Annotated in this window: 23 protein-coding genes; 16 read left to right on the top strand and 7 right to left on the bottom strand. The window is 38.2% G+C overall.

Annotated features, from left to right (window positions below):
• Window positions 1–18: 18 nt before the first annotated feature.
• From MHH33_RS10275 to MHH33_RS10265, 3 genes are all read left to right on the top strand, one after another.
• Window positions 19–1,209: a hypothetical protein gene (locus MHH33_RS10275; protein ID WP_016427366.1), complete on the top strand. Its 1,191-nt coding sequence runs from the start codon at window positions 19–21 to the stop codon at window positions 1,207–1,209.
• 74 nt (window positions 1,210–1,283) lie between these two features.
• Complete coding sequence (locus MHH33_RS10270; protein ID WP_342541686.1) at window positions 1,284–2,078, top strand: VLRF1 family aeRF1-type release factor; 795 nt, start codon at window positions 1,284–1,286, stop codon at window positions 2,076–2,078.
• A 210-nt stretch (window positions 2,079–2,288) separates the two neighbouring features.
• A complete protein-coding gene (locus MHH33_RS10265; protein WP_342541685.1) occupies window positions 2,289–2,525 on the top strand; it encodes a hypothetical protein in 237 nt (78 codons plus the stop codon).
• Window positions 2,526–2,783: 258 nt separating this feature from the next.
• On the opposite strand, the gene MHH33_RS10260 is transcribed toward MHH33_RS10265, so the two are convergent.
• Together MHH33_RS10260 and MHH33_RS10255 are read right to left on the bottom strand one after the other, a co-directional pair.
• Complete coding sequence (locus tag MHH33_RS10260; protein WP_342541684.1) at window positions 2,784–3,461, bottom strand: amino acid ABC transporter permease; 678 nt, start codon at window positions 3,459–3,461, stop codon at window positions 2,784–2,786.
• A gap of 21 nt (window positions 3,462–3,482) precedes the next feature.
• Window positions 3,483–4,316: a transporter substrate-binding domain-containing protein gene (locus MHH33_RS10255; RefSeq protein WP_016427362.1), complete on the bottom strand. Its 834-nt coding sequence runs from the start codon at window positions 4,314–4,316 to the stop codon at window positions 3,483–3,485.
• A gap of 236 nt (window positions 4,317–4,552) precedes the next feature.
• On the opposite strand from MHH33_RS10255, the gene MHH33_RS10250 reads away from it, so the two are divergent.
• The 3 genes from MHH33_RS10250 to MHH33_RS10240 all read left to right on the top strand — a co-directional run bounded on the left by MHH33_RS10250 (window position 4,553) and on the right by MHH33_RS10240 (window position 9,557).
• A complete protein-coding gene (locus tag MHH33_RS10250; protein ID WP_016427361.1) occupies window positions 4,553–4,942 on the top strand; it encodes a hypothetical protein in 390 nt (129 codons plus the stop codon).
• A 177-nt stretch (window positions 4,943–5,119) separates the two neighbouring features.
• The gene (locus MHH33_RS10245) at window positions 5,120–8,734 is read left to right on the top strand and encodes a dynamin family protein (RefSeq protein ID WP_342541683.1); all 3,615 of its coding nucleotides are present in this window, start codon (window positions 5,120–5,122) and stop codon (window positions 8,732–8,734) included.
• 4 nt (window positions 8,735–8,738) lie between these two features.
• Window positions 8,739–9,557 carry a sulfurtransferase gene (locus MHH33_RS10240; RefSeq protein ID WP_342541682.1) on the top strand — a complete coding sequence of 273 codons (819 nt, stop codon included), beginning with the start codon at window positions 8,739–8,741 and terminating at the stop codon, window positions 9,555–9,557.
• Between the two features lie 55 nt (window positions 9,558–9,612).
• Here the strand turns inward: MHH33_RS10240 and MHH33_RS10235 are convergent, their stop codons facing one another.
• The gene (locus MHH33_RS10235; protein ID WP_016427358.1) at window positions 9,613–9,837 is read right to left on the bottom strand and encodes a DUF2187 family protein; all 225 of its coding nucleotides are present in this window, start codon (window positions 9,835–9,837) and stop codon (window positions 9,613–9,615) included.
• Between the two features lie 209 nt (window positions 9,838–10,046).
• Here MHH33_RS10235 and MHH33_RS10230 point away from each other — a divergent pair, with 209 nt between their 5' ends.
• Entirely contained in the window at window positions 10,047–11,492 is a 1,446-nt protein-coding gene (locus MHH33_RS10230; RefSeq protein WP_342541681.1) for a DEAD/DEAH box helicase, read from the top strand.
• A 67-nt stretch (window positions 11,493–11,559) separates the two neighbouring features.
• Here MHH33_RS10230 and MHH33_RS10225 read toward each other — a convergent pair whose 3' ends face one another.
• Window positions 11,560–12,459 carry a diacylglycerol kinase family protein gene (locus tag MHH33_RS10225; protein ID WP_342541680.1) on the bottom strand — a complete coding sequence of 300 codons (900 nt, stop codon included), beginning with the start codon at window positions 12,457–12,459 and terminating at the stop codon, window positions 11,560–11,562.
• Between the two features lie 79 nt (window positions 12,460–12,538).
• Here MHH33_RS10225 and MHH33_RS10220 point away from each other — a divergent pair, with 79 nt between their 5' ends.
• From MHH33_RS10220 to MHH33_RS10195, 6 genes are all read left to right on the top strand, one after another.
• On the top strand, window positions 12,539–12,994 hold the full coding sequence (locus MHH33_RS10220) for an SRPBCC family protein (RefSeq protein ID WP_342541679.1): 456 nt from the start codon (window positions 12,539–12,541) through the stop codon (window positions 12,992–12,994).
• 131 nt (window positions 12,995–13,125) lie between these two features.
• Window positions 13,126–15,291 carry an ATP-dependent helicase gene (locus tag MHH33_RS10215; protein ID WP_342541678.1) on the top strand — a complete coding sequence of 722 codons (2,166 nt, stop codon included), beginning with the start codon at window positions 13,126–13,128 and terminating at the stop codon, window positions 15,289–15,291.
• A gap of 65 nt (window positions 15,292–15,356) precedes the next feature.
• Complete coding sequence (locus MHH33_RS10210) at window positions 15,357–16,280, top strand: hypothetical protein (protein WP_342541677.1); 924 nt, start codon at window positions 15,357–15,359, stop codon at window positions 16,278–16,280.
• A gap of 64 nt (window positions 16,281–16,344) precedes the next feature.
• A complete protein-coding gene (locus MHH33_RS10205; RefSeq protein ID WP_342541676.1) occupies window positions 16,345–16,797 on the top strand; it encodes an SRPBCC family protein in 453 nt (150 codons plus the stop codon).
• A gap of 57 nt (window positions 16,798–16,854) precedes the next feature.
• Complete coding sequence (gene coaW / locus MHH33_RS10200) at window positions 16,855–17,685, top strand: type II pantothenate kinase (protein WP_342541675.1); 831 nt, start codon at window positions 16,855–16,857, stop codon at window positions 17,683–17,685.
• A gap of 189 nt (window positions 17,686–17,874) precedes the next feature.
• Complete coding sequence (locus MHH33_RS10195) at window positions 17,875–18,075, top strand: cold-shock protein (RefSeq protein WP_016427350.1); 201 nt, start codon at window positions 17,875–17,877, stop codon at window positions 18,073–18,075.
• A 181-nt stretch (window positions 18,076–18,256) separates the two neighbouring features.
• Here MHH33_RS10195 and MHH33_RS10190 read toward each other — a convergent pair whose 3' ends face one another.
• Both MHH33_RS10190 and MHH33_RS10185 read right to left on the bottom strand, forming a co-directional pair.
• Window positions 18,257–18,652 (bottom strand): reverse transcriptase-like protein, encoded by a 396-nt coding sequence (locus MHH33_RS10190; protein WP_342541674.1) that lies wholly within the window; start codon window positions 18,650–18,652, stop codon window positions 18,257–18,259.
• 12 nt (window positions 18,653–18,664) lie between these two features.
• Window positions 18,665–19,348, bottom strand: a complete 684-nt coding sequence (locus tag MHH33_RS10185) for a queuosine precursor transporter (protein WP_342541673.1) — start codon at window positions 19,346–19,348, stop codon at window positions 18,665–18,667.
• Window positions 19,349–19,539: 191 nt separating this feature from the next.
• On the opposite strand from MHH33_RS10185, the gene MHH33_RS10180 reads away from it, so the two are divergent.
• Window positions 19,540–19,731, top strand: a complete 192-nt coding sequence (locus MHH33_RS10180; RefSeq protein WP_036659365.1) for a zinc-finger domain-containing protein — start codon at window positions 19,540–19,542, stop codon at window positions 19,729–19,731.
• Between the two features lie 47 nt (window positions 19,732–19,778).
• Here the strand turns inward: MHH33_RS10180 and MHH33_RS10175 are convergent, their stop codons facing one another.
• Window positions 19,779–19,982, bottom strand: coding sequence for a cold shock domain-containing protein (locus MHH33_RS10175; protein ID WP_016427347.1), 204 nt, complete (start codon window positions 19,980–19,982; stop codon window positions 19,779–19,781).
• 203 nt (window positions 19,983–20,185) lie between these two features.
• Here MHH33_RS10175 and MHH33_RS10170 point away from each other — a divergent pair, with 203 nt between their 5' ends.
• A complete protein-coding gene (locus MHH33_RS10170) occupies window positions 20,186–20,821 on the top strand; it encodes an HD domain-containing protein (RefSeq protein WP_342541672.1) in 636 nt (211 codons plus the stop codon).
• Window positions 20,818–22,698: an ABC-F family ATP-binding cassette domain-containing protein gene (locus MHH33_RS10165; RefSeq protein WP_342541671.1), complete on the top strand. Its 1,881-nt coding sequence runs from the start codon at window positions 20,818–20,820 to the stop codon at window positions 22,696–22,698. Before MHH33_RS10170 ends, MHH33_RS10165 begins: the two co-directional genes overlap by 4 nt.
• Window positions 22,699–22,700 lie beyond the last annotated feature (2 nt).

Here is a 22,700-nt window from a genome sequence, read left to right as displayed (position 1 = left end):
TCTGTTGAGGTGAATCAATTGTATAAACTTTTGTCGCACAACGATCTAGATGGAGTTGGGTGTGGGATTCTCGCGAAACTTGCTTTTGGCAAGCAGGTGAAGGTCAGATATAATTCGGTATCAAGTCTGGATCGTGAAGTTGGTTGGTTTTTGGAGAATGATGACAAAAACACGCTATTATTCATAACTGACCTGTCTGTAAATAAAGAAAATGAACAAAAGCTGAATGATTTTTATCAAACTACTGGAAATGTCCAACTTATCGATCATCATAAAACATCACTTCACTTCAATGATTATGAGTGGGGACATGTTCTGGTTGAAGATGAACAAGGAAAATTAACTTCTGCAACTTCTTTATTTCATCATTACCTTGTGTCTCAACAATTATTGGAGAACAGGGAAGCCATTTCAGAGTTTGTTGAGCTTGTCAGACAGTATGATACATGGGAATGGGAGAAAAATGAAAACTTTGAAGCGCAACGATTGAATGCGCTCTTTTATTTAATTTCAATAGAAGAATTCGAAGAAAAAATGATTGAACGGCTTAGAATTATCGATCATTTCGATTTTGACGATTTTGAAAAGAAACTACTGGACATGGAAGAAAATAAGATCGAACGCTATATAAGACGCAAGAAAAAAGAAATCGTACAAGCACAGGTTGGAGAGCATTTGGTTGGTATTGTTTATGCAGAATCATATCATTCAGAACTCGGAAATGACTTGGGCAAAGTATATCCACATCTCGATTATATCGTGATTTTAAATATGGGTGGAAAGAGAGTGGGGTTTCGAACAGTTCATGACCATGTTGATGTATCAGAAATAGCGGGAAGATACGGTGGTGGTGGGCACGCCAAAGCATCCGGTAGTTCATTAACTGATTCAGCATACAAGCAGTTTGTGACGGATACGTTTCAGTTGGAACCAATTCGTGAAGATGCACAGCGAAATCGATATAACCTGAAAAAATCATCATTCGGATCTCTTTATAAAAATATTATGGAAGAAACATTCTTTATTCATGCAATCAGTGATCAAGAATGGAAAATTGATCATAATAACCATATATTAGACCAGAAATTTACAAGCTTTGATGAAGTAGAAAATCACTTAAAAAGAAATCATTCGGCATGGTTAGTAAGAGATGACACGTTTGTGGCTTATTTAATACATCATGTAAAAAGCGGTAAGAAAAATGAATAGAAGGAAGTACTATTAATTTCAAGGCTCTCGGGGCATCCTACAAGCGTAGAGAATATCAAGGAGGTTTAATCATTATGGGATTGAGCAAAGAAATCCAGGATTTAAAGGACCATCGTAGCGGTGATCGTAATGTATTGAGTGTTTATTTGAATACAAATCCAGGCGATCCTGACCAATTAAATGGAGCATGGAAAATACATTTGAAAAATGGCTTAAAAGAAATTGATAAGAGTCTAAATGCTTCTGAAAAAGATAATGAGCTTAAGTACTTTAAGGAAACCAAGAAAAAAGTGATGGATGAAATTGAACAAAACAAAGATGATTTGCACAAAGGGGCTGTTATATTTGCCTCGGAAAATCCACCTTTATGGTCCGTTCATTATGTTCAAGTGCCAGTAAAATCAGGTTTCCATTGGGAAGATCGTCCTGTGGTTGAACAATTTGAATATATGTACAAAGCATATCCAGAAGCGGGAATAATTTTGCCGAGTTTCGGTGAAGTCCGTGTTTTGGATACTTCGATGGGATTTGTTAAAGAAGATATGGTATATATTTTCGACCCGAAACTTGAATTTTGGGGTCAGGATAAAGACATGGATCCAACTGGACCTCATAAAATTGGGGGCAGTAAAGTTGATTTTATCGAGTCCCGACTAAAAGAAAATTTGCACAGATTTTATAAAGGAATGGCAGCAAATGTTAAACAATTGAAGAAAGAACGAGGCTGGAAAGAAGTCCATGTTATTGGTGAAACGGAATTGGCGATTGCGTTCGCAGAAACCTTAAGTGAAAAACCGAACAGCTGTATCTATAAAAACTTGAATAACAGCAAACCACATATAATCATTAACCAAGTTTTGGAGAAATAAAAGCCATAAAAATTGTATAAAAAGCCTTCCTGATGACGTTGGGAAGGTTTTTTCACTGCATCTCGAGAACGAATATTAATTTCAATAATATTCCGAAAACATTTCGTGGTCTTAGAAATAGAAACCTAGAGGAAAGAATGTAAATCCCTGATAGTTGTCTCCTTCAGACTGTAGACAAACAATAAAAAGAGTGAATATAACTGTATACTAATGAAAAAGAGCGTATGTAAGAAAATGTTGATTTCCATTGCGGCGGACGCGTTTCGCGGGCACGGCTTCAGTCTCCTCGTCACTACGTTCCTGCGGGGCCTTCAGCTCGTGCTGTTCCCGCTGAAGTCGCCGCCTCCACAATCAACAGACTTTACTTCTGTAAGCGTATATCTTCATATTATTTCATTAGAAAGATGGTCGGCTATTTCTGAAGACTCCTGCGGAAAAACGAAATAAGCTAGACCCCACAGGCTCAGCTGTCGTAGACAGCTGAGCCGAGGAGGCTAGCGTTTCGTCCGCGGAAAGCGAAAGAAATAGCCGACCAAAATTTTTCGATAGAGTGCAAAAGATAAGAATGCGAATTTTTATACTTTTATATTGATTAATATTCTTTTGTCAACAAGCTGAAAGGAGCCAAAACAGTTTATGTTTTGGCTCCTTATTCGTTTGAAAATACTTATTCATTACTTTGGATTCAAGAACGGTACATCGAATTCAAAGATATTTCGCATAACGTTTTTCCAAATAGTTCTGTAGAACAGTCATGACTGAACAAATCGCCCAGTACATAAGAGCTACAAGGATGAGTAGGGTTAATAAATCATATTCCCTTGCCCCAACGCTTCGTGCTTTTTGAAACATTTCTGGCACCGTAATCATTGCTGCCAATGAAGAGGCTTTGATTAAATCCATTAATACATTGGATAGTGGAGGTACGGCGATTCTTACGGATTGTGGGAGAATAATTCTTCTCATGGACTGCCAATACGTAAGTCCAAGAGCTTTGGAAGATTCCCATTGTCCAATATCAACGGAAGATAGTGAAGATCTAAGAATTTCAGCCATGTATGCCGCGCTATTCAAACTGAATCCAATCAGCGCAGCCTGCATCGCAGTAAATTCAACTCCGATGACTGGAAACCCAAAGTATAACAAGAACAGTATGACCAGAATTGGAACGCCTCTCATAAATGAAATGTACAATCTCGCTGGCCATTGTAAGAACAGAAGATTTGATGTTCTTGCCAGAGCAATGAAAAATCCGATAATCAGTCCGACTACCATACTGACAATTGCGATGAGAAGCGTATACCAAATGCCACTAAGAACGTAGGGGAAAGAATCAAGAGCTAATTGAGGATCAAATAGAAGTCCCCATTCAATTTCATTCATCCGTTAATCCCCCTGGCTCAATTAATCAATATTAACTTCTTTGGAAACATCCGCACCATTAAAGAATTTTGCGGAAATTTCACTGATGGTTCCATCTTCAAGCATTTCTTTCAACACTCGATTGACGTTGTCTTCGAGCTCTGAATTTTCTTTGTTGATGACAAGACCAATCTTGGACGGACTGTATTTGATATCCGGATGAATGGTGATGTTCAATTCAGGAAATGCAGCTACAGCAAGTGTTTGAAGATAATAATCATTTAAAATAACGTCTGTTCGCCCAATGGATACGTCACGTAAGTAAACTTCGTTCGGTACATTATCATACGTAACTTCTTCTGCTCCATATTGACGGGCCATTTCCATATAAACTGATGTAGATGCCCCAGCCGCTTTTTTACCCTTTAAATCTTCCAGAGATTTAATGCCTGATAAATCATCCTTGCGAACTACTGCTGTGCCATATGAATATTTAATCGGAGTGGAGAAGATGAAATTTTCAAGTCTGTCTTCGCTGATTTCAATGTCATTGGCGGCTAAATCAACTTGCCCAGTTTTGACACTTGTAAGCATTTCATCAAATCCAAGTTCTTTGAACTCTATATCCAACTCCAAGCGTTTTGCGAGTTCACGTACAACTTCCACTTCAAATCCAGTCAATTCATCCGATTGTTCGTCCCGGTAAGAAGTTGGGAAAAGTGTACCGGAAGTTGCAACAGTTATTGAACCTTCTTCTTGGATTGTATCCCAAGCTGTAGTTGATTTGGCTGATTCTTTTGCATTATCGTTTCCACATGCAGTCAAAAATACCATCGAAGCCAACCCGATATATAGTGATAATCTTTTTTTCTTCATAAAAAGCCTCCTTATAATGTAATCCGCTTAAAAACATACCATTGAAGTATGAATTAGAGCAACCTTTTGATTAAGATTTTCGAATGTAAGAATTCTTAGATTATTATCGATTTATTTCTTATTTAACAGAACCTGTAAATGTGATTAATAGTTCGTTAATGAATACTCTTATACTTTCAAAAATACATTATATAAAGGAATTTTAATGTTTTTACTTTGAAAGGAGAGAATGAGGCGTGGGAATTAAATTTATCAAGGTTTCGGTCGTTTATTTTACCATTGGCGTAATACTGGGCATGTATATGTCCATGGGGCATGACTATACGCTCAAAGGCGTCCATGTTCACATCAGTTTATTAGGTTGGGTTTCATTTGCACTAGCGGGACTCATTTATTATTTATTTCCAAAAGCGGGAAATCATACGCTTGCCAAAGTTCATTTTTGGGCATCTAACATCGGCCTGCTACTAATGATGGTTGGCCTGTCTACACTCTTACTCAGCGGAGCAGAGCAGGCAGTAACATTTATTTCAATAGGTGCTACGCTAGTCGTAATCAGCGTTATCCTGTTTGCTTTCAATGTTTTAATGAACGTCAAGTTTCCAGTAATAACAGTGAAAGAGTAAATGAACAGAAGAAAGACCGGTGCGGAAATTCCGTTACCGGTCTTTTCGTGTTCCTGGACTTTCATGTATCATAGAAGTCTTCTCCATAAATTCGCAACAACTTACATTTCTACAAGATGCGACAGTTTTAAACATGATATGATAGACATAGTTTTTGATAAAGGAGTTCAACCAAGAATGCATTCATTTGAAGATCAAATTAATCACCTATTACAAGAAACGGCAAGAGCCTATACATTATTTAAAGAAGTAGACGATGTGGAACGAATGAACAAAACGAATCTGTTCTCACAAAAATTAATGAACCGGGAATTTACAATTGGTTTTGCAGGTCACTTTTCTGCGGGCAAGTCGAGTATGATCAACGCCTTGACGGGAGAACAACTCCTTCCATCCAGTCCCATACCAACAAGCGCGAATATCGTTAAAATACATAAAGCAACAAACGATTTTGCCATTGTGTACATGCAAGATCAACAACCAGTTAAATTTTCGGGAGATTATGATTTTGAGACGGTAAAAGAATTTTGTAAGGATGGACATGCAGTTTCGCAAATTGAAATTGGACATGAATCTTCGGTCCTACCTGAAGGAATAACGGTCATGGATACACCAGGGGTTGATTCCACTGACGATGCACACCGTATGTCGACAGAATCATCGTTACACTTGGCAGATATCGTTTTCTATATGATGGACTATAACCACGTCCAATCAGAGTTGAACTTTGGGTTTACAAAACAGCTTATGAAATATAACGACAATCTCTATTTGATTGTAAATCAGATTGATAAACACCGTGAAAATGAGTTGACGTTTACGCAATTTAAAGAGTCTGTACACGACTCCTTCAAGGCATGGGGCGTAATACCAAAAGATATCTTTTTCACTTCTTTAAAAGATGCCAATCATCCTTATAACGACTTTACCGAAGTTCGGGAAATCGTGATGTACAGCATGAATAATTGGCAAGACCAATTAGTGAAGTCGTCGACCAATACATTAATCAAATTACACGATGAACATCTTGAATATTTAACGGATGAAATTGAAGAGTGCCAGTCAACTTTCGCCAACGTACTATCTGAGGATGAATGGGAAGATAAAGAAGAAATCAGAAAGACGGCCGCACACTATCAAAACCAAGCAAAATTACTTAGTTCTAAAGCGTGGTCAGATAACTTTGAAGCCAATCGAAAAAATTTACTGGATAATGCCACCATGATGCCATACGAGTTACGAGACAAATTAAAGTCGTATTTGGAAGCAAAACAAGAAAACTTTAAGGTTGGCCTATTCTTCAGTGGGAAGAAAACGGAAGAAGAGAGAAATACTCGTGGACAGCTTGTCGAAAAAGAATACGATACGGTCATACAATCTCAAATTGCCGGACATATGCGTTCATTAATGAAACAGTCTTTAAAAGATGTGGGCTTATTGACTGATGAACAATCACTGGCAATTGATCAGATGGAATTCCATCCACCTATACAAATTATAGATGAACAAATTCAAAAAGGGTCACTGGTTACCGCGGATTCTGTATTGAATTTTGCTAACCGAGTTACAGATGCGACGAAAAAATGGTTCATCCAACAAACCGATGGCTGGAAAAACGTGCACGCAAAAGTTATAGAGGACTTACCAGAAGATGATTTTGGTCAAGCTGATTCTAAATCTCGTGCCTATCAAGAAAAATTATTAGCGATTGAAACGCTGGAACAATTGCATAAACAGCATGTAGGTTTCACAAAAGAATGGGACAACCCTTCAAGAAATACGAATAGTAACTCTGCTGAGTTGGTGAAAAAATGGGTGCAAAATCATGAGTTGGCTGAACAACAAATGGTACCTTTCGATTCTTCCATGATTGTCGAAAAAGACACGGAAGATAATGTTATGGAACATCCGTCTGACAGACCGGAAACTGCAGGTATTGCAGTGAATGATACACTGTCACGTGCGAAATACATTGCCAATCAGATTGAACATATCCAAGGCTTCTCTGAGGTTGCACAGTATCTGCAAACTAAATCTCAGCGTCTTGAGAAACAGGACTTTACCATTGCCTTATTCGGGGCTTTCAGTGCAGGCAAATCGTCGTTCTCAAATGCTTTAATGGGGGCAAATGTGTTGCCAGTTTCCCCAAATCCAACAACTGCCGCAATAAATAAGATTCGTCCCGTCACTGAACATAATCCGCACGAAACGGCTGATGTAAAGCTGAAAACGAAAGATCAATTTTTTGAAGATGTTGCTTCTTCATTCCATGCTATCGGAATCAATGTCGTTTCTTTAGATGAAGCGTACAAAAAGGCGAACGATATAGAAAATATGACGTTAGAAAACGAAGGCTTGCAAGTACACAAAGCATTCATTCGTGCCTTTAAAGAAGGGTATTCTACGTTTAAAGAACAACTAGGTGAAACTTTGCGCGTAAATAGAGATGAATTTGAAGCGTTTGTTGCCCAGGAAAACAAGAGCTGTTTCGTCGATACCATTGATTTCTACTATGATTGTCAGTTAACGAGAATGGGGGTCACTCTGGTGGATACGCCAGGAGCAGACTCTATTAATGCACGACACACAGGCGTGGCATTTGAATACATCCGTAATGCGGACGCTATTCTTTTCATTACGTATTATAATCACGCATTTGCTCGTGCTGATAGAGAATTTTTGATTCAGCTTGGTCGCGTGAAAGATGCATTTGAATTGGATAAAATGTTCTTTATCGTAAACGCCATTGACTTGGCTGCAAACGAAGAGGAAGCAAATGATGTCAAAAATTATGTGACGAATGAATTGCAACGATTTGGTATACGCTTCCCACGAGTATATGGAGTTTCGAGCCTTCAAGCGCTAAAAGAAAAAGAAGAGTCGGTTCAATTGAATTCAGGAATGGAAGTTTTCGAACAATCTTTCCAACAATTTTTATCCGAAGATTTAAAAGCGATGACTGTTCAAGCACTCGCTGAAGAAACAGAGAAAACAGTTGCCCGATTGGCTTCCTTGATTGAACAAACTGAAGTCAATCTATCCAGAAAAGAAGAACGGTTGCAGGAACTACGTCTGTTGGAACAAAAGATCCGTCAACGTTTTACGAGTTCAGCTGCAGGAGTAATCACGAAAAATTCCTATCAGGAACTGGACGAATTGCTTTACTATGTATTGCAAAGAGTCTATTACAGATACCCTGACTTCTTTAAAGAATCGTATAACCCGTCTGTTTTTTCGAACAAATCATCAGCAGAAGCACTTGATTTTGCCTTGAAAGAAACACTTGCCATGTTAAGTTTTGATTTTGAGCAGGAAATGCGTGTGACGAATTTCCGTTTAAATCAATGGATTGGCAAAGCACTGCAACAACGACAAAAAGATGAAATGCATGAACTGAAAGAAAGCAACAACAGTTTTTCGTTTATGCCGTATGAAATAGCGGAAGCAAAACTGCTTGATTTTGAAGGACCTTTCGAGGATTCAACTAAGTATTCACATGTGAAGTCACATTATAAAAACAATAAATCTTTCTTCGAGAAAAATGAAAAAGAAAAGCTAAGAGATGAATTGCAGGATGCAACAAAACCGGAAGCTGAGAAATATTTAAATACTCAAAATGTCCGCATGAGAGATTGGGCTAGAGGTGTAATTGATTTGGAAGCAGAAGGATTAAGACAACATTTACTCCGTGAGTCACTGCAACAACTTGACTCTGAAAGAGCGGCAATGCAAGAAGGTAGCCGCCTTGAAGAGTGGAGAGCTGTGTACAAGAATTTATCTGAAGGGGAATGAGCTGATGGGTAAAGTTTGGAAGTCTGCAAAAGAACTGAAAGAATCTAATTTGAGGTGGATTGATACTCGCTTTTCACTACAAGATCCTAATGCTGGCAAAAAGCTATATGATAAAGGTCATATAGCTGGTGCCATCTATCTCGATCTTGAAAAAGATTTATCGGATATGAATAAGACAAATGGACGTCATCCACTGCCTGATAAAGAAAAGTTGAAATATCTTTTTGAATCAAATGGTTTACAGTATACAGACCATGTCGTGATTTATGACCAAGGCGGAATGCCCTTTGGACCGCGAGCTTACTGGATGTTTTGTTATGCAGGTTTCCCACAAGTAACATTGGTGAAGGAAGGCTATGAAGAATTGGTTGAACTGGGTTTAGAAGTGTCAACTGAAACATCGTCATACCCGGCTTCGACATTAAGCCTTCAGTGGAATGAAGACATTCTTTCGACTCGCGAGCAAGTTAAAGTAGTATCGGAGACGTCAAATGGTGCTCTTCTGGATGCCCGATCAGCAGAAAGATATGCAGGCATTCATGAGCCGATTGATTCAGTAGCTGGTCATATTCCGAATGCGAGAAATTTGGACTGGGAACTGTTGAAAGAAGATGGTCGTTTTAAAGAAGCAGTCGATGTTATATCGGAAGTAGAAGCGGTTGTTAAGCAAGATGAAGATATCACTGTGTATTGCGGGAGTGGAGTAACTGCAGCACCTCTATATGCAATGCTTAAAGAAGCGGGATATCCAAAAGTGAAATTATATGTAGGCAGTTATAGTGACTGGATTACTGCTTATCCAGTGGACAATAAATTGACGTAGCAAAAATTAAATAATCAACAAAAAAACGAAGAGCAATTTGCTCTTCGTTTTTGTATTATGAGAATACTTTATAATTTTTATGTGATACTACTGTTAAAGTTGATGCGGCACCAATTTTTTTTGCGTCTTCTTGAGAAATTTCAACGATGCAAGAATTTTCAAGGATTTTGAAGATAGCTCCTTCAACTTCTACATCACGACGAACGAATGTGATTTTTTCACGAATTCTTCGTGCTTGTACAAATTCGGATACTTCTTTTTCATGTTTTTGGAACGTCATCTGAATTCCCCATTTCTATAACACTGATGTCATGTCGAATACAAACTACTCGAAACAAGTCGAAAGATTCTTATGAAAATTTGTCGTATTATGAAGTTATTATGTATCTATTATAACATAGTTTTCTGTTTTAATCTATCACACCCGATTCATTGGTATACTTAAGATACAAAGAAGAGTGGACAACTCTTAAATAAAGGGAGATTTTAATGACAAACACACAATTTAAAGATTTTGGTATTTCAGACGACATAATTCGCGCACTAGAAGGTCTGGGATTTACATCCCCAACAGAAGTGCAATCAAAAGTGATACCTACAGCACTATCAAAGCGGGATGTTTCAGTTAAATCTCAAACAGGAAGTGGTAAAACAGCTGCTTTTGGTATTCCAATTTGTGAGATGGTGGACTGGGATGAAAACAAACCACAAGCTTTAGTATTAACCCCGACACGCGAATTAGCTATGCAAGTTTCGCAAGATATCATGAGTTTTGGTCGTTTTAAGCGTATTAAAGCTACGGCGATTTATGGGAAACAGCCATTCGCTTTTCAACGTACTGAGTTAAAACAAAAATCACATGTTGTTGTGGGAACCCCAGGTCGTGTCATGGATCACATTGAGCGCCATACACTGGATTTAAGCAAAGTTGAAATTCTTGTCATTGACGAAGCGGACGAAATGTTGAGCATGGGCTTTATTGAATTGGTCGAGTCCATAATCAGTCACTTGCCAAAAAAACGATTAACGATGTTGTTCTCGGCAACACTTCCAAAAGACGTGGAAAAACTATGCCATAAATATATGGACAATCCGGTGGACATCGAAATTGAAAAAACAGAAAGTGTAAACCAACAAATAGAGCACTCTGTATATATCGTAAAAGAAGCAGAGAAATTTGCGTTGCTGAAAGATATTACGATGGTTGAAAATCCAGATAGCTGTATCATTTTTTGCCGTACGAAAGATAACGTCGATCAGTTGGTGGACTTACTGGATGATGAAGGCTATACAGTTGATAAAATTCATGGCGGGATGGAACAAAATGAGCGTTTCGATGTAATGAACGATTTCAAACGTGGGGATTTCCGCTATTTAATCGCTACTGATGTTGCTGCTCGAGGAATTGATATTGACCGTATTACGCATGTCATCAATTACGATATGCCTTTGGAAAATGAAAGCTACGTTCATCGTACTGGTCGAACAGGTAGAGCAGGCGAAGTCGGTAAAGCAATTACACTTGTTACACCTTACGAAGATCGTTTCCTTGCATCGGTTGAAAAGTATATTGGTTTTGACATCCCGTTGAAAGATGCTCCTTCAAAAGAACAAGTAGTTAGAGCGAAAGCTGCATTTAAACAAAAAATGAATGAGCAACCTGAAATCAAAGTGGATAAGAAAGAACAATTAAATGAAGATATTACGAAATTGTATTTTAACGGCGGGAAGAAAAAGAAAATCCGTGCTGTGGACTTTGTTGGGACCATTGCAAAACTTGATGGAATGACTGCACAAGATATCGGCATCATTACCATTCAGGATAATGTTTCTTATGTGGAAATATTGAATGGTAAAGGACCGCTCGTATTGAAGCAAATGAGAAACACGACAATCAAAGGAAAACTGTTAAAAGTTCATATCGCTAACAAATAATAAGATAATAATATTATGTAAACTAAAAATAAAACGAAAAGCAGTTGCCAAAAAGGCAGCTGCTTTTTTAATTGTTCTTATTCGGCACCAAAAATCGAACGGATTTTGGCTTTACTGTTATTTCAACAGGCGTTTCTAAATAAATTTCTCCGTCAGTATCCACTTTTTTCGGTTCATCGGTACGAATCACAATATGTTTACCGGTATAATGGGTCACATTCTTTAAATCATCCGGCATTATATCTGGTTGATTTAATGAAAACCATTCACGTATGGCTGCCATAGTTGACGCTTGTATGAGCACCACATCCAATTGTCCATCACTAGGATTAATGATGTCGAGAGGGAAGCGATGGGTTCCGATGGATTTTCCATTCATAACGAGTAACATGACAGCTTCTTCACTATACGTAGTGCCATCAATCTCCAAATGAATAGAAAACGGTTCAGTTTGACTAAACGTTTGTAAAGCACTCATGAAATAACTTAGCTTACCGTACTTTTCTTTGAGATTGGGATTAATGTTCTCGGAAGCGTCGGCAATTAATCCAATTCCAGCGAAGTTCATAAATAAGCCATCATTTATTTGTGCTAAATCTACATCTTGAACGACTCCGGTAACAATTGCTTCAGCTGCTTCTTTAAGAAAAGGCGGGATGTCTAATGTACGTGCAAAATCATTGCATGTCCCTCCAGGAAGTAAACCGATGATAGGGAGATTTTCAATCTTTTCTAATACTTGAACAGCTGTATGCAGCGTTCCATCTCCACCCATTATAAATAAAACATCCGCATACGATGCGTCCATGCATGCTTGTTTAAACTCGTCAGGAGATAACGTTTGTACAATGGTCAGTTTGTGACAATGGGTCGCAATAACCGGAACGACAAGTGATAAAGCTTCTTCTTCAGAGTCCTGTCCAGCTTGCCCATTAAATAACAGAACGCCATGATTGAAACGGGACATCTTTTCACCTTCTCTTGAAGTATAATATTGATAAAATCATTTGAAATTACTTTAACATACTTAGTGGGAGTGAAAGAAATTGTCAAACCAAACTTTTGTTTATACCACGTATATCCGAACCAACCCGGAAAGACTTTGGCAAGCACTGACAAACAGTGAAGATACCGAGCGCTATTTCTTTGGTAGTAAACTTCAATCATCTTGGAAATTGGGAGAGTATGTTTCTTTTTTTAGAGCAGAAAAACTGGATGTAACAGGTGAACTTGTGGAAGTCATTCCCTATGAAAAGCTGTCGTATACGTGGTCAGCTCCTGAGAATCCTACTTTACGTAATGAACCCTCAGTCGTTACATTTTCACTAAAAGAGATGGATGATACAGTGAAACTTACGCTCATTCACTCGAATTTAGCGGAAAGTGATATAGTCGATTCATCAGATACTTTTTTGGGGGCTAATAACGGATGGCCGGCAATTATGAGCAATTTGAAAAGTTATTTGGAAACAGGAGAAACACTTAAAGCAATTCAAGCATAAATCCTTTTATTCTCTTTTTATTAGGCGTGATGAACGTTCGCCATAGAATAAACGTTCTGTTATACTCGAAAATATGTAAAATCGTTATCTATAAAAAGATAGCGATTTTTTTCTTGTAAAGGAGTCTAAGAATGCCTACGTTTTTTGAAAGACAAGCGATCAGTCATAATGTTCATTTAAATAAAGTACAACAAAAAGCAGTTTGCCAAACGGAAGGACCACTTCTGTTATTGGCATGTCCAGGTTCCGGTAAGACAACGACGTTGATTATGCGCATAGGATATTTAATTGAAGAGAAAGGTGTAGAACCCCGACGTATTAAAGCCATAACATTCAGTCGAGCTTCTGCCCAAGATATGAAATCACGCTTTGAACAGTTTTTTCCTTCATTAAATCAAGTCGCTTTTTCAACCATTCATAGCTTGGCTTTTTCGATTACATCACGCTTTTTAAAGAGCCAAGGGATTTCATTTACATTAATAGAAGGAACTCCTACCAATAATGCACCGATGAAATCACAAATTCTGAAGGATTTATATAAACAAGCGCTAAAAGAAGATTGTACTGACGATCAGTTGCAAGAGATGATTCAGTTTATCAGTTTCATCAAAAACAAAATGATTCCAGAAGCACGATGGAAAGACGAAGCACTTCCAAATCCGGAAGCCGTAAAAATTGCGATTCAATATGAAGCGATTAAAACACAAAATCCTTCTCAACTTTGGCTGGATTTTGATGATTTGCTCGTAATTGCTTACGAAGCTTTATCTACAGACAGACACATCATGGAAAGTTTCTCGAAATTGTATGATTACGTGTTAACAGATGAAAGCCAAGATACTTCGAGAGTTCAACATGCAATTGTTGAAAAGCTTGTTGAAGGGCATCGGAATTTATGTGTCGTGGCAGATGATGATCAAACGATTTATTCGTGGCGAGCTGCAGACCCTTCATACTTACTTAACTTTAAAGAGACGTATCCAGACGCCAAAATATTGAAGATGGAACAAAACTATCGTTCATCTGCCAATATCGTCTCGGTTGCCAATCAATTCATCAAAAGAAACACTATCAGGTACAAGAAAGAAATGTTTACAAAAAACAGCCCTGTATTGGATATTGAATTAAAACGATTGCATGACGATCAAGCCCAAATGAGATATGTCATATATGGACTGCTTGATTTAAAGGAAACGAGCAGTGCAGCCATTCTTTTCCGGAATAATGCAAGTGCCATTCTTTATATAAGCGAGTTGGAACGAAGAGGCATTCCGTTTTATATGAAAGATGTCGATCAACGATTTTTTTCTCATTGGGTAGTTGACGATATATTGAATTTCATGCGATTAAGTTTTAATTTAGAACGAAAAGATATTTTCCTGAAAATTGCACGGAAATTCAATCTGTATTTATCAAACGACCAAATTCGTAAATTTGAGCGCATTGAAGAAGCAGGAAATGTCTTTCAGCTTCTTTCTAGACACGTCCCGTTAAAGGATTATCAAATTAAATCATTGCAGAGCTATGCAACGATCTATGAGCAAATGAAAGAATCGCGTCCGAAAAGCGTCATTCGTTTAATAAGAGAAAAACTCGGTTATGAACAAGTTTTACAAAACCGTGCAGAGAAATTTGGATTTCGTATTGAAGTGCTTCTCGACATGATCCGTACACTCGAACAAATCGCTGAGCCATTCACGACGATGGAGGCATTTGCCAAGCGATTAAAAGAATTGGATGAGCTTACGCAAAAAGCAAAAAAGATCAAAGATCCAAACGCCGTCACGTTATCCACTTTTCACAGTGCAAAAGGGTTGGAATTCGATCATGTGTACATGATTGATTGTCATAATGGAACGATTCCATCTGACGAAGACCAGCGGGACACCGACAAGCTTGAGGAAGCGAGACGCTTATTTTACGTGGGAATGACGAGAGCACGTCAACATCTGGAATTGTTGACGTATGCAGAGAAGGATGGGAAAGAAAAGGTTGAATCGCGGTTTATTAGTGAAGTAAGAAGTATCCTGCTGAAAAATTCCAAACAAAGTGAAGCTGTGACTAAACAGGTAGACCCCGAGAATCCAAATACCATTCGTGAAATACGAGAAATGACAGTTGGTCTTAAGATTGTCCATAAGAAATTTGGTGAAGGTCATATCGTTCAACTAAAAAGTGATCGAATCATCCTGCGATTTGGGGAAACTCAAAAAGAGTTGGCGATTCAAATGATTTTGGACAAAGGTTTGCTTGCAAAAGACATTAAGGCGGTTCCGAAGGACTTGATTGTAAAGTGAATGTTACAGGAACGTCATGAAGTATTGGTAGTATAGGTAGGAATCTATAGAGGTTGGTGGTTTTTTTGAGTAAGCGTATTAATTTGAGTCAAGGGAAATTGGAAAAATGGGAAGAAGCATTCGTCCCAGAAAAAGATGTGTTCTTTCTCAGAGAGCAAGATCAACATTTTTTGAAAGAATTTGGCAAGAATTGTTTACTTTTTTCAAAAGAAGAATTTATGAAGCATCCGACATATACTGCGGTTTCATATGCCAGCTGCTACACGTATTGGACATTGTCGAAAGACATTACTACAGTAGTTGTCTTGCCACATCGTGTCTTTCCTTCTTTGGACCAAAAGGTCAAGACAGCGATATTGAAAATTCAGCAACAGGTAGGAAGAGGACTGGTATTTGAAGCCCGTTATTTCGAAGGGATTTTGAGAGAGCCTGCCAAATCGCTGTTGGCACCATACGAATTTGTTTCGAATGATCGACAATACACAGCTATTCAGAAAGAAGTATGGAACCAATTGCCGAAGTCGTTAAAATCGGATTTACTGAATCGCATTGCCTTTGATTACGATACTCCAGGAATATTTGATCCGTATGTACCTACGGAAAGTGTCACAAGTACATATGTCAACACGTATCCAAACGAACATGGAGCCAATTGTTTGTCATCCACTTTATTTGCTGCGGCATCGATTCAGGAGGGTTATACGTTAGACTGGATTATTAAGGAATGGGTTCACCCGACCACATTTATTAATGGCCTGACACAACTTGGTTATAAAGAAGTGCCTTTGTCCATGGATGCCATTTTCCAACATGATATCCTCGTGTGGAAAGATGACAAAAATCAAATCATTCATGCAAGTTTCCATATCGATCAAAACTACTTCTTCAATAAAAATGGTCAAGTATTTTTCAACCCATGGAAAACCGTTCACATGAGAGAGTTGGAAGAACAATGGAGTGCCTATAAAATACATGTGTATCGAAAATAAGAGGTTGTCTAAATGTGGAGTTTTCTCTAAACTATATGTATGAAGTTTGAGAGGAAGTGTCCACTTGAAACGATGGACGAAATCAATTGTTATTGATGCACCAATTGAAGATGTGTGGAAGTATTTGGACGGCGACTTGGAAAAGATGCAACAAATCATGCCGAAAGTAGTCAGCAATACGCCCGTCACTGAAACGCAAGAAGTTGTGGGCAGTGTTTATCGCCAAGAATACCGTGAAGGCAATCGTGTAGAAGCCTATGATGTGCACGTTACCGAATACGAAAACACTCCAACTCACAAACATATGAAAGTAGCATTTACGCTTGCGAAATTATTTGAGATTACTGCGAAATATGAAGTCGAAGCATTACCTGATTCTAAAACGAAATTTGTTTATACAACCACAAATAATCCGTTAAAATGGTTCATTAAACTATTCTTGTTATTTGGCAATGACAAAGTAATTGTCGAATTCGTAGAACGTGTAAAACAAGTGGCAGAGAGCAATCGCACATAACAACTTTGAGCGTCGCCCGAAAGCGACGCTTTTTCGTGTGTTTAAAGGAGAATAGATATGGTACAAGCAATTGGAATAGATGTCGGTGGTACTTTAACCAAAATCGCTTACTTTGAAGAAGACCAACAGTTGAATTTGATACACTTTCCTTCCGTTGATTTGCAAAAGGTAAGTGATTGGATTACTACATTTAAAGATGATATTCAAATCGGACTTACCGGTGGCCGTGCTGAACAATTAAAGACTTTTTTGAAATCCCATGAAAATCTACATTATCTGGTGGAATTTGATGCAACAGTTGCTGGTGTCAAATATCAGTTGAAAAAGGACGGCCAAAATTTCGAAGAAGCTGTCATCACCAATATCGGAACTGGTACATCCATTCATTCTCTTAAAGGAGATGCTCATGTACGAATTGCCGGGACTGGAATTGGTGGGGGGACATTACTTGGAATGTCAGCATTAATGACTGGCGTTAATGAGTTCAAACAAATTGTTGAGCTATCTGCCACTGGAAGCCGCGCTGAAGTCGACATGTTGGTAAGTGATATCTATTATGGCAATAAAACGCCTATTGATGGAGGGCTGACTGCAAGCAATTTTGGTGATGCAGGATTAAGGCCGTTCCTTGAACGGTCAAGAGAAGATATTCTAGCGACAGTTCAAGGTCTGGTTGGTGAAGTCATTTCAACTTTAAGTATTCAATGTGCTGATGCTGAAAATGTGGAACATATTGTATATATTGGATCAACTCTGGCAGAAAACGACCCTCTTCAAAAGGTTATTGGTAGCTATACAAGACGAAAAAACAGGACACCAGTGTTTTTGAGTGACAATGGATACAGCGGGGCTATCGGAGCTCTATTGAGCAAATTTGATGGAAAATAATTCTTAATAAAAAACTGATTTTTAGGAAAATACATGAACTTTTCATTTGCATTAACCCAGGTTTCATGTTACATTTATAGAGGATTATTTTTGTTCGGATAAGAGTAAGACTTGTAAGAGATTTTATCTCCACGATTTGAGCAAGGATAGTAACACAATGTGTACTTAGTACACGAGGAGGAAACACACATGGAACAAGGTAAAGTAAAATGGTTTAACTCAGAAAAAGGTTTTGGATTCATCGAACGTGACGGCGGAGACGATGTATTCGTACATTTCAGCGCTATCCAAAGCGAAGGTTTCAAATCTCTTGACGAAGGTCAAGAAGTTACTTTTGAAATCGAGCAAGGACAACGTGGCCTACAAGCTACTAACGTAAACAAAGCTTAATTTTAAGAATAACCTATAAACAGATTCTCTTCGGAGAATCTGTTTTTTTGTGCAAAATTAATGATTAGATGCACTGCAATTTAGCTGAAGGGTTAATATTTCGGAAGCTTTTATTGTATTGCTCACATATAACACAAACCATTAATAAAAAGAGACAAAAGGACTCAAAAGCGTAATACGCTTATGAGTCCTTTTGTATTATAATGGCTTTTCGTGCTAATTGATCGGCAGTTAGATTAGAACTATCCGGCACCCATTTAATAAAGAAGAAATCAAAAGTATCGGCAATTTCAAGTGCCTTATCGAGCAATTCCTTAAACACTGGGTTTTTAGCGTATCGTTTTTCAACGGCAGCAACAACAATCTGTGAATCTGATCTGACGGATATCAATTCTTTTGACAGCTTCTGTGCTTCTTCAAGACCTCGTAATAAGGCAATGAATTCTGTCGTATGATTATCATAAATTCCTATATATTCTGAAAAGCGAAGTTGATGACCTTCGCCTTTGATGAATATACCAATACCGCTCGGACCTGGGTTTCCTGCACTTGCTCCATCAATATACACTTCAAGCATGAAAACAACTCCTTATTTTTCATCCAGCGGTGTCATTCGTTTGGCCATGTAACCAAAAGGCGTTCCGAGTATAGACACCAAGAACTTCAAGACATAAGTTGATACAAATACACTTAACCAAACTTCAGTTGGGTAAACACCTAAGAAAGCAATAGAGGTGAAAATTAGTGTATCCAGTAATTGACTGAGCATAGTCGATCCATTATTGCGAATCCAGAATGCACCGTCAGATGGAAACAGTTTGCGTATGAAATTGAAAATGAGAACATCGGTGTATTGACTGACAAGATAGGCAATCATACTTCCAAGTGCAATACGCGGAATCAATCCGAAAATCGTCGATAGGGATTCCTGTGCAATATCATCAGGGGCTGGCTGGAACTGGATGACGAATTGCATGATGGCAGTCATCATTAATAAAGAAGTGAAACCTAACCATACTGCTTTTTTGGCTTCTTTCTTGCCGTATTTTTCATTTAAAATGTCAGTGACTAAAAAAATGCTTCCATAAACGGCATTGCCGAGAGTTGCGGTCAAGCCAAAAATTTCAATAAGCTTTGTTACTTGTATATTTGCCAAAACAGTGGCGAATCCAACCCAGACAAATAATCCCGTTCTTCCAAAAAATTTATACATGATTAACACGAATATCATATTGACTATTGCAAATCCTAATCCAAGTACTTCATTAAACATAGATATCCTCCTGAAGTTTTGATAACGCGAGAAGGTTACGAACCGCGAAAAAACGTGTTGATTTCCAACTTGACTATTATAATGTCAGTTGCAAGCAAAAGCAATGAGGGTGTAAGATAAAGTAGCACTTTCTTAGTGAATAGAGTGTAAAATTAAGAAGTGTGTGACTTCTATGAAAGGATGAAGCAATTTTGAACAAACTAACAGTAATCAGTGAAATTGACGATTTGCTTGAGACTTATTGCGATGGTTGCTTCATTAAAAGAGAACTCAAGATAAACGGTGGAAAAACATTGGCTCACCGTTTTTGTATAAATAGCTGTACCGTTGGTGACCAATTGCAGTTTCTAGGGCAAGAACTCAATAAAGTAAAAACCAAATAGTCTACCATATAAAACCCACCAATCATCTGATTGGTGGGTCGACTTTATTATGTAATCAATAGAACGTTTGCGGCTTGTGGACCTCGATTGCCATCGATAATTTCGAAGGAGACAACTTGACCTTCATCTAACGTTCGGAATCCATCACCTTGGATTCCAGTAAAATGGACGAACACATCTTCACCATCATTGTATTCAATAAATCCGTAACCTTTTTCATTGTTGAACCATTTTACCTTGCCTTGGTGCATGAACGTTCCTCCTCATACTATTCGAGTGAAATGTCAATTTCCACAACCACAGATTACAAAATATTCCGTGAATGGATGGATATACTATACATGAATTGTCGAAACTAGTCAATTTTCTGTCGATTCAGTGTGTTGCGGTTTGAGCTTGATTTATGCAATGATACTAATAGTGAAGTATTGTCTGTTAAGGAAGGAAGATCAAATTGAATGCGATTGAAAAATGTGAACGACTAGTAAAAGATATATACAATCAATTTGACGCAAGTCATGATTTTCAACATATTGAACGTGTGAGAAAAAACGCCCGAATCATCAGTCAGGAAGAAGGGACCGTTCGTACAGATTTAATAGAACTAGCTGCACTTCTTCATGATGTCAGTGATGTTAAATATAGTGGCATAGAAGGCAAGGCGAAAGAAAATGCCATTTTGGACGAACTAGACTTGCCATTGAGTGATCGACAACAAATAGTTGAGATTATTGAATCTGTTTCCTTCAGTGGTGGACACGAAAAAGAAGCCAAAACAATTGAAGCCAAGATTGTCCGTGATGCAGATCGTCTGGATGCAATCGGTGCGGTAGGAATCGCCAGAACGTTTGCATATGGCGGAGCTAAGGGTAGAAAGTTGTACGATTGGTCTGAAACGGCAAGAATGAACATGTCTGAATCGGAATATCGCAATAAAGAAACAGCATCCGTCACACATTTTTACGAGAAATTGCTTTTACTGAAAGATTTAATGGTAACCGAAACAGGAAAAAAATTAGCGTTGCAGCGTCATGAATTTATGTTGGCATTTATCGACCAACTGAAAATAGAAACGAGTGAAGAAAAATGAGCCATTTAATCGTATCAAACTTAACAAAAACAGTTGGAGAAAAAACGTTATTTGAAAACATCGATTTTACAATATACGCTGGCGAACGTGCTGGACTGATTGGTGTTAATGGAACAGGTAAATCAACGTTTCTTTCCATTCTTGCCAATCAGATAGAGGCAGATCAACTCTCAATGGACCATCCGAACCAATACCGCATATCGTTTTTAGAACAGGACCCTCAATTCGCAGAGGATCTAACGGTATTACAAGCGGTGTTCAGTGGAGATGCACCTGTATTACAGATTAATAGAAAGTACGAAGATGCTCTTGAAAAATTAACTGAAGATTCGTCATCTGTCGAAAATCAGGACGCCTACATGAAAATACAGCAGGAAATGGACCAATATAATGCTTGGGATATCAATGCAATCGCTAAAACAGCCTTATCGAAACTTGGAATTGATATGTTCGACCGAAAAGTAAATGAACTTTCGGGTGGACAATTGAAACGTGTGGCGTTAGCTAAAGTATTAATAGAACCTGCAGACTTAATATTATTGGACGAGCCTACCAACCATTTGGATGTTCAATCATCAGAATGGTTACAAGAAAGCTTGGCACGTTTGTCCAGTGCTATTATATTCGTAACCCATGATAGATATTTCCTGGATGGCGTATCTACTCATATCTATGAAATTGCAGACCAAACCATGTACACTCACCGTGGAAATTATGGAGATTATTTGGAAGCGAAAGCCATTCGTGAAGAAATGGCAGCATCTTCTCAATTGAAATTGCAGAACCGATTCCGTTCTGAACTGAAATGGATCCGACGCGGTGCCAAAGCGAGAACAACTAAACAAAAAGCGCGTATTCAGCGATTTGAGCAATTGGACGACCAAATGGACCGTAACAATGACAACACATCTCTAGACATGAAACTGGCAACGACGCGATTAGGTAAAAAAGTGCTTGAAGGCATTGATTTATCAAAAGCATATGCAGGAAAACAAATCATCAAAGATTTTTCGTTTTTACTGCAACCAGGAGATCGAATTGGTATTGTTGGACCAAATGGTGCCGGGAAAAGTACATTAATCAATATGCTGGCAGAAAAAATAGAGCCAGACAGTGGTGAATTGAGTATTGGGCAAACGGTCAAAATCGCTCATTTCGAGCAAACCATCCCACCAATGAATCCGAACACTCGTATGATTGAATATGTTCGAGAGTCTTCAAATGATATTGAAGGATCGGATGGAGTAAGACATTCAGCTGCCCAAATGCTTGAACGATTCTTGTTCCCACTAAAAGTTCATGGAACGCCAATTGGGAAATTGTCTGGTGGAGAACGCAAAAGACTTCATTTGCTAAAACTTCTTATGGAACAACCAAATGTCTTGCTATTGGATGAGCCAACAAATGACCTGGACATTCAAACATTGTCGGTGTTGGAAGATTTCATCGAACAATTCCCAGGTGTTGTCATCACAATTTCGCATGATCGTTTCTTCTTGGATCGTATTGCGAAAAAATTATGGGTACTAGACGGCAAAGGGAATACTCGAGAAGTACAGGAAATTTATTCTGACTTTTTACTGCAATCTCCTGAAGTGATTGTGGAAGATACGGTTGTTATCGAAAAAACCGAACCTGTAAAGCCGAAAGAACAAAAGAAAAAATTGTCATTCAAAGAACAAAAAGAATGGGAAACCATTGAATCAGATATCGAAAAAATAGAAGAGGCGATTATCGTTGCCGAAAAAGAAGTGGAATCTGCGGGTGCAGACTTCGAAAAATTACAAAAAGCAACGAATCAACTCGAGGCTTTAAATGAGCAATATAACCACTTAATTGAGCGATGGGGTTATCTGCAAGAAATTATTGGGTCATGATA

Origin of the sequence: Paenisporosarcina sp. FSL H8-0542, from assembly GCF_038632915.1 — a bacterium.
Lineage (GTDB): Bacteria > Bacillota > Bacilli > Bacillales_A > Planococcaceae > Paenisporosarcina.
Note: the sequence above shows the minus strand (reverse complement) of the source record. Positions and strands in the feature narration are given on the sequence as shown.

Bases quoted from the DNA above. Each gene is read 5' to 3' on its own strand.
- MHH33_RS10190 (WP_342541674.1), bottom strand. From the start codon at position 18,652: ATGCTTGAAGTGTATATTGATGGAGCAAGTGCAGGAAACCCAGGTCCG.
- MHH33_RS10260 (WP_342541684.1), bottom strand. From the start codon at position 3,461: ATGAATGAAATTGAATGGGGACTTCTATTTGATCCTCAATTAGCTCTT.
- MHH33_RS10245 (WP_342541683.1), top strand. From the start codon at position 5,120: ATGCATTCATTTGAAGATCAAATTAATCACCTATTACAAGAAACGGCA.
- MHH33_RS10195 (WP_016427350.1), top strand. From the start codon at position 17,875: ATGGAACAAGGTAAAGTAAAATGGTTTAACTCAGAAAAAGGTTTTGGA.
- MHH33_RS10225 (WP_342541680.1), bottom strand. From the start codon at position 12,459: ATGTCCCGTTTCAATCATGGCGTTCTGTTATTTAATGGGCAAGCTGGA.
- MHH33_RS10235 (WP_016427358.1), bottom strand. From the start codon at position 9,837: ATGACGTTCCAAAAACATGAAAAAGAAGTATCCGAATTTGTACAAGCA.
- MHH33_RS10175 (WP_016427347.1), bottom strand. From the start codon at position 19,982: ATGCACCAAGGCAAGGTAAAATGGTTCAACAATGAAAAAGGTTACGGA.
- MHH33_RS10265 (WP_342541685.1), top strand. From the start codon at position 2,289: ATGAAAAAGAGCGTATGTAAGAAAATGTTGATTTCCATTGCGGCGGAC.
- coaW (WP_342541675.1), top strand. From the start codon at position 16,855: ATGGTACAAGCAATTGGAATAGATGTCGGTGGTACTTTAACCAAAATC.
- MHH33_RS10240 (WP_342541682.1), top strand. From the start codon at position 8,739: ATGGGTAAAGTTTGGAAGTCTGCAAAAGAACTGAAAGAATCTAATTTG.
- MHH33_RS10270 (WP_342541686.1), top strand. From the start codon at position 1,284: ATGGGATTGAGCAAAGAAATCCAGGATTTAAAGGACCATCGTAGCGGT.
- MHH33_RS10215 (WP_342541678.1), top strand. From the start codon at position 13,126: ATGCCTACGTTTTTTGAAAGACAAGCGATCAGTCATAATGTTCATTTA.
- MHH33_RS10165 (WP_342541671.1), top strand. From the start codon at position 20,818: ATGAGCCATTTAATCGTATCAAACTTAACAAAAACAGTTGGAGAAAAA.
- MHH33_RS10185 (WP_342541673.1), bottom strand. From the start codon at position 19,348: ATGTTTAATGAAGTACTTGGATTAGGATTTGCAATAGTCAATATGATA.
- MHH33_RS10230 (WP_342541681.1), top strand. From the start codon at position 10,047: ATGACAAACACACAATTTAAAGATTTTGGTATTTCAGACGACATAATT.
- MHH33_RS10255 (WP_016427362.1), bottom strand. From the start codon at position 4,316: ATGAAGAAAAAAAGATTATCACTATATATCGGGTTGGCTTCGATGGTA.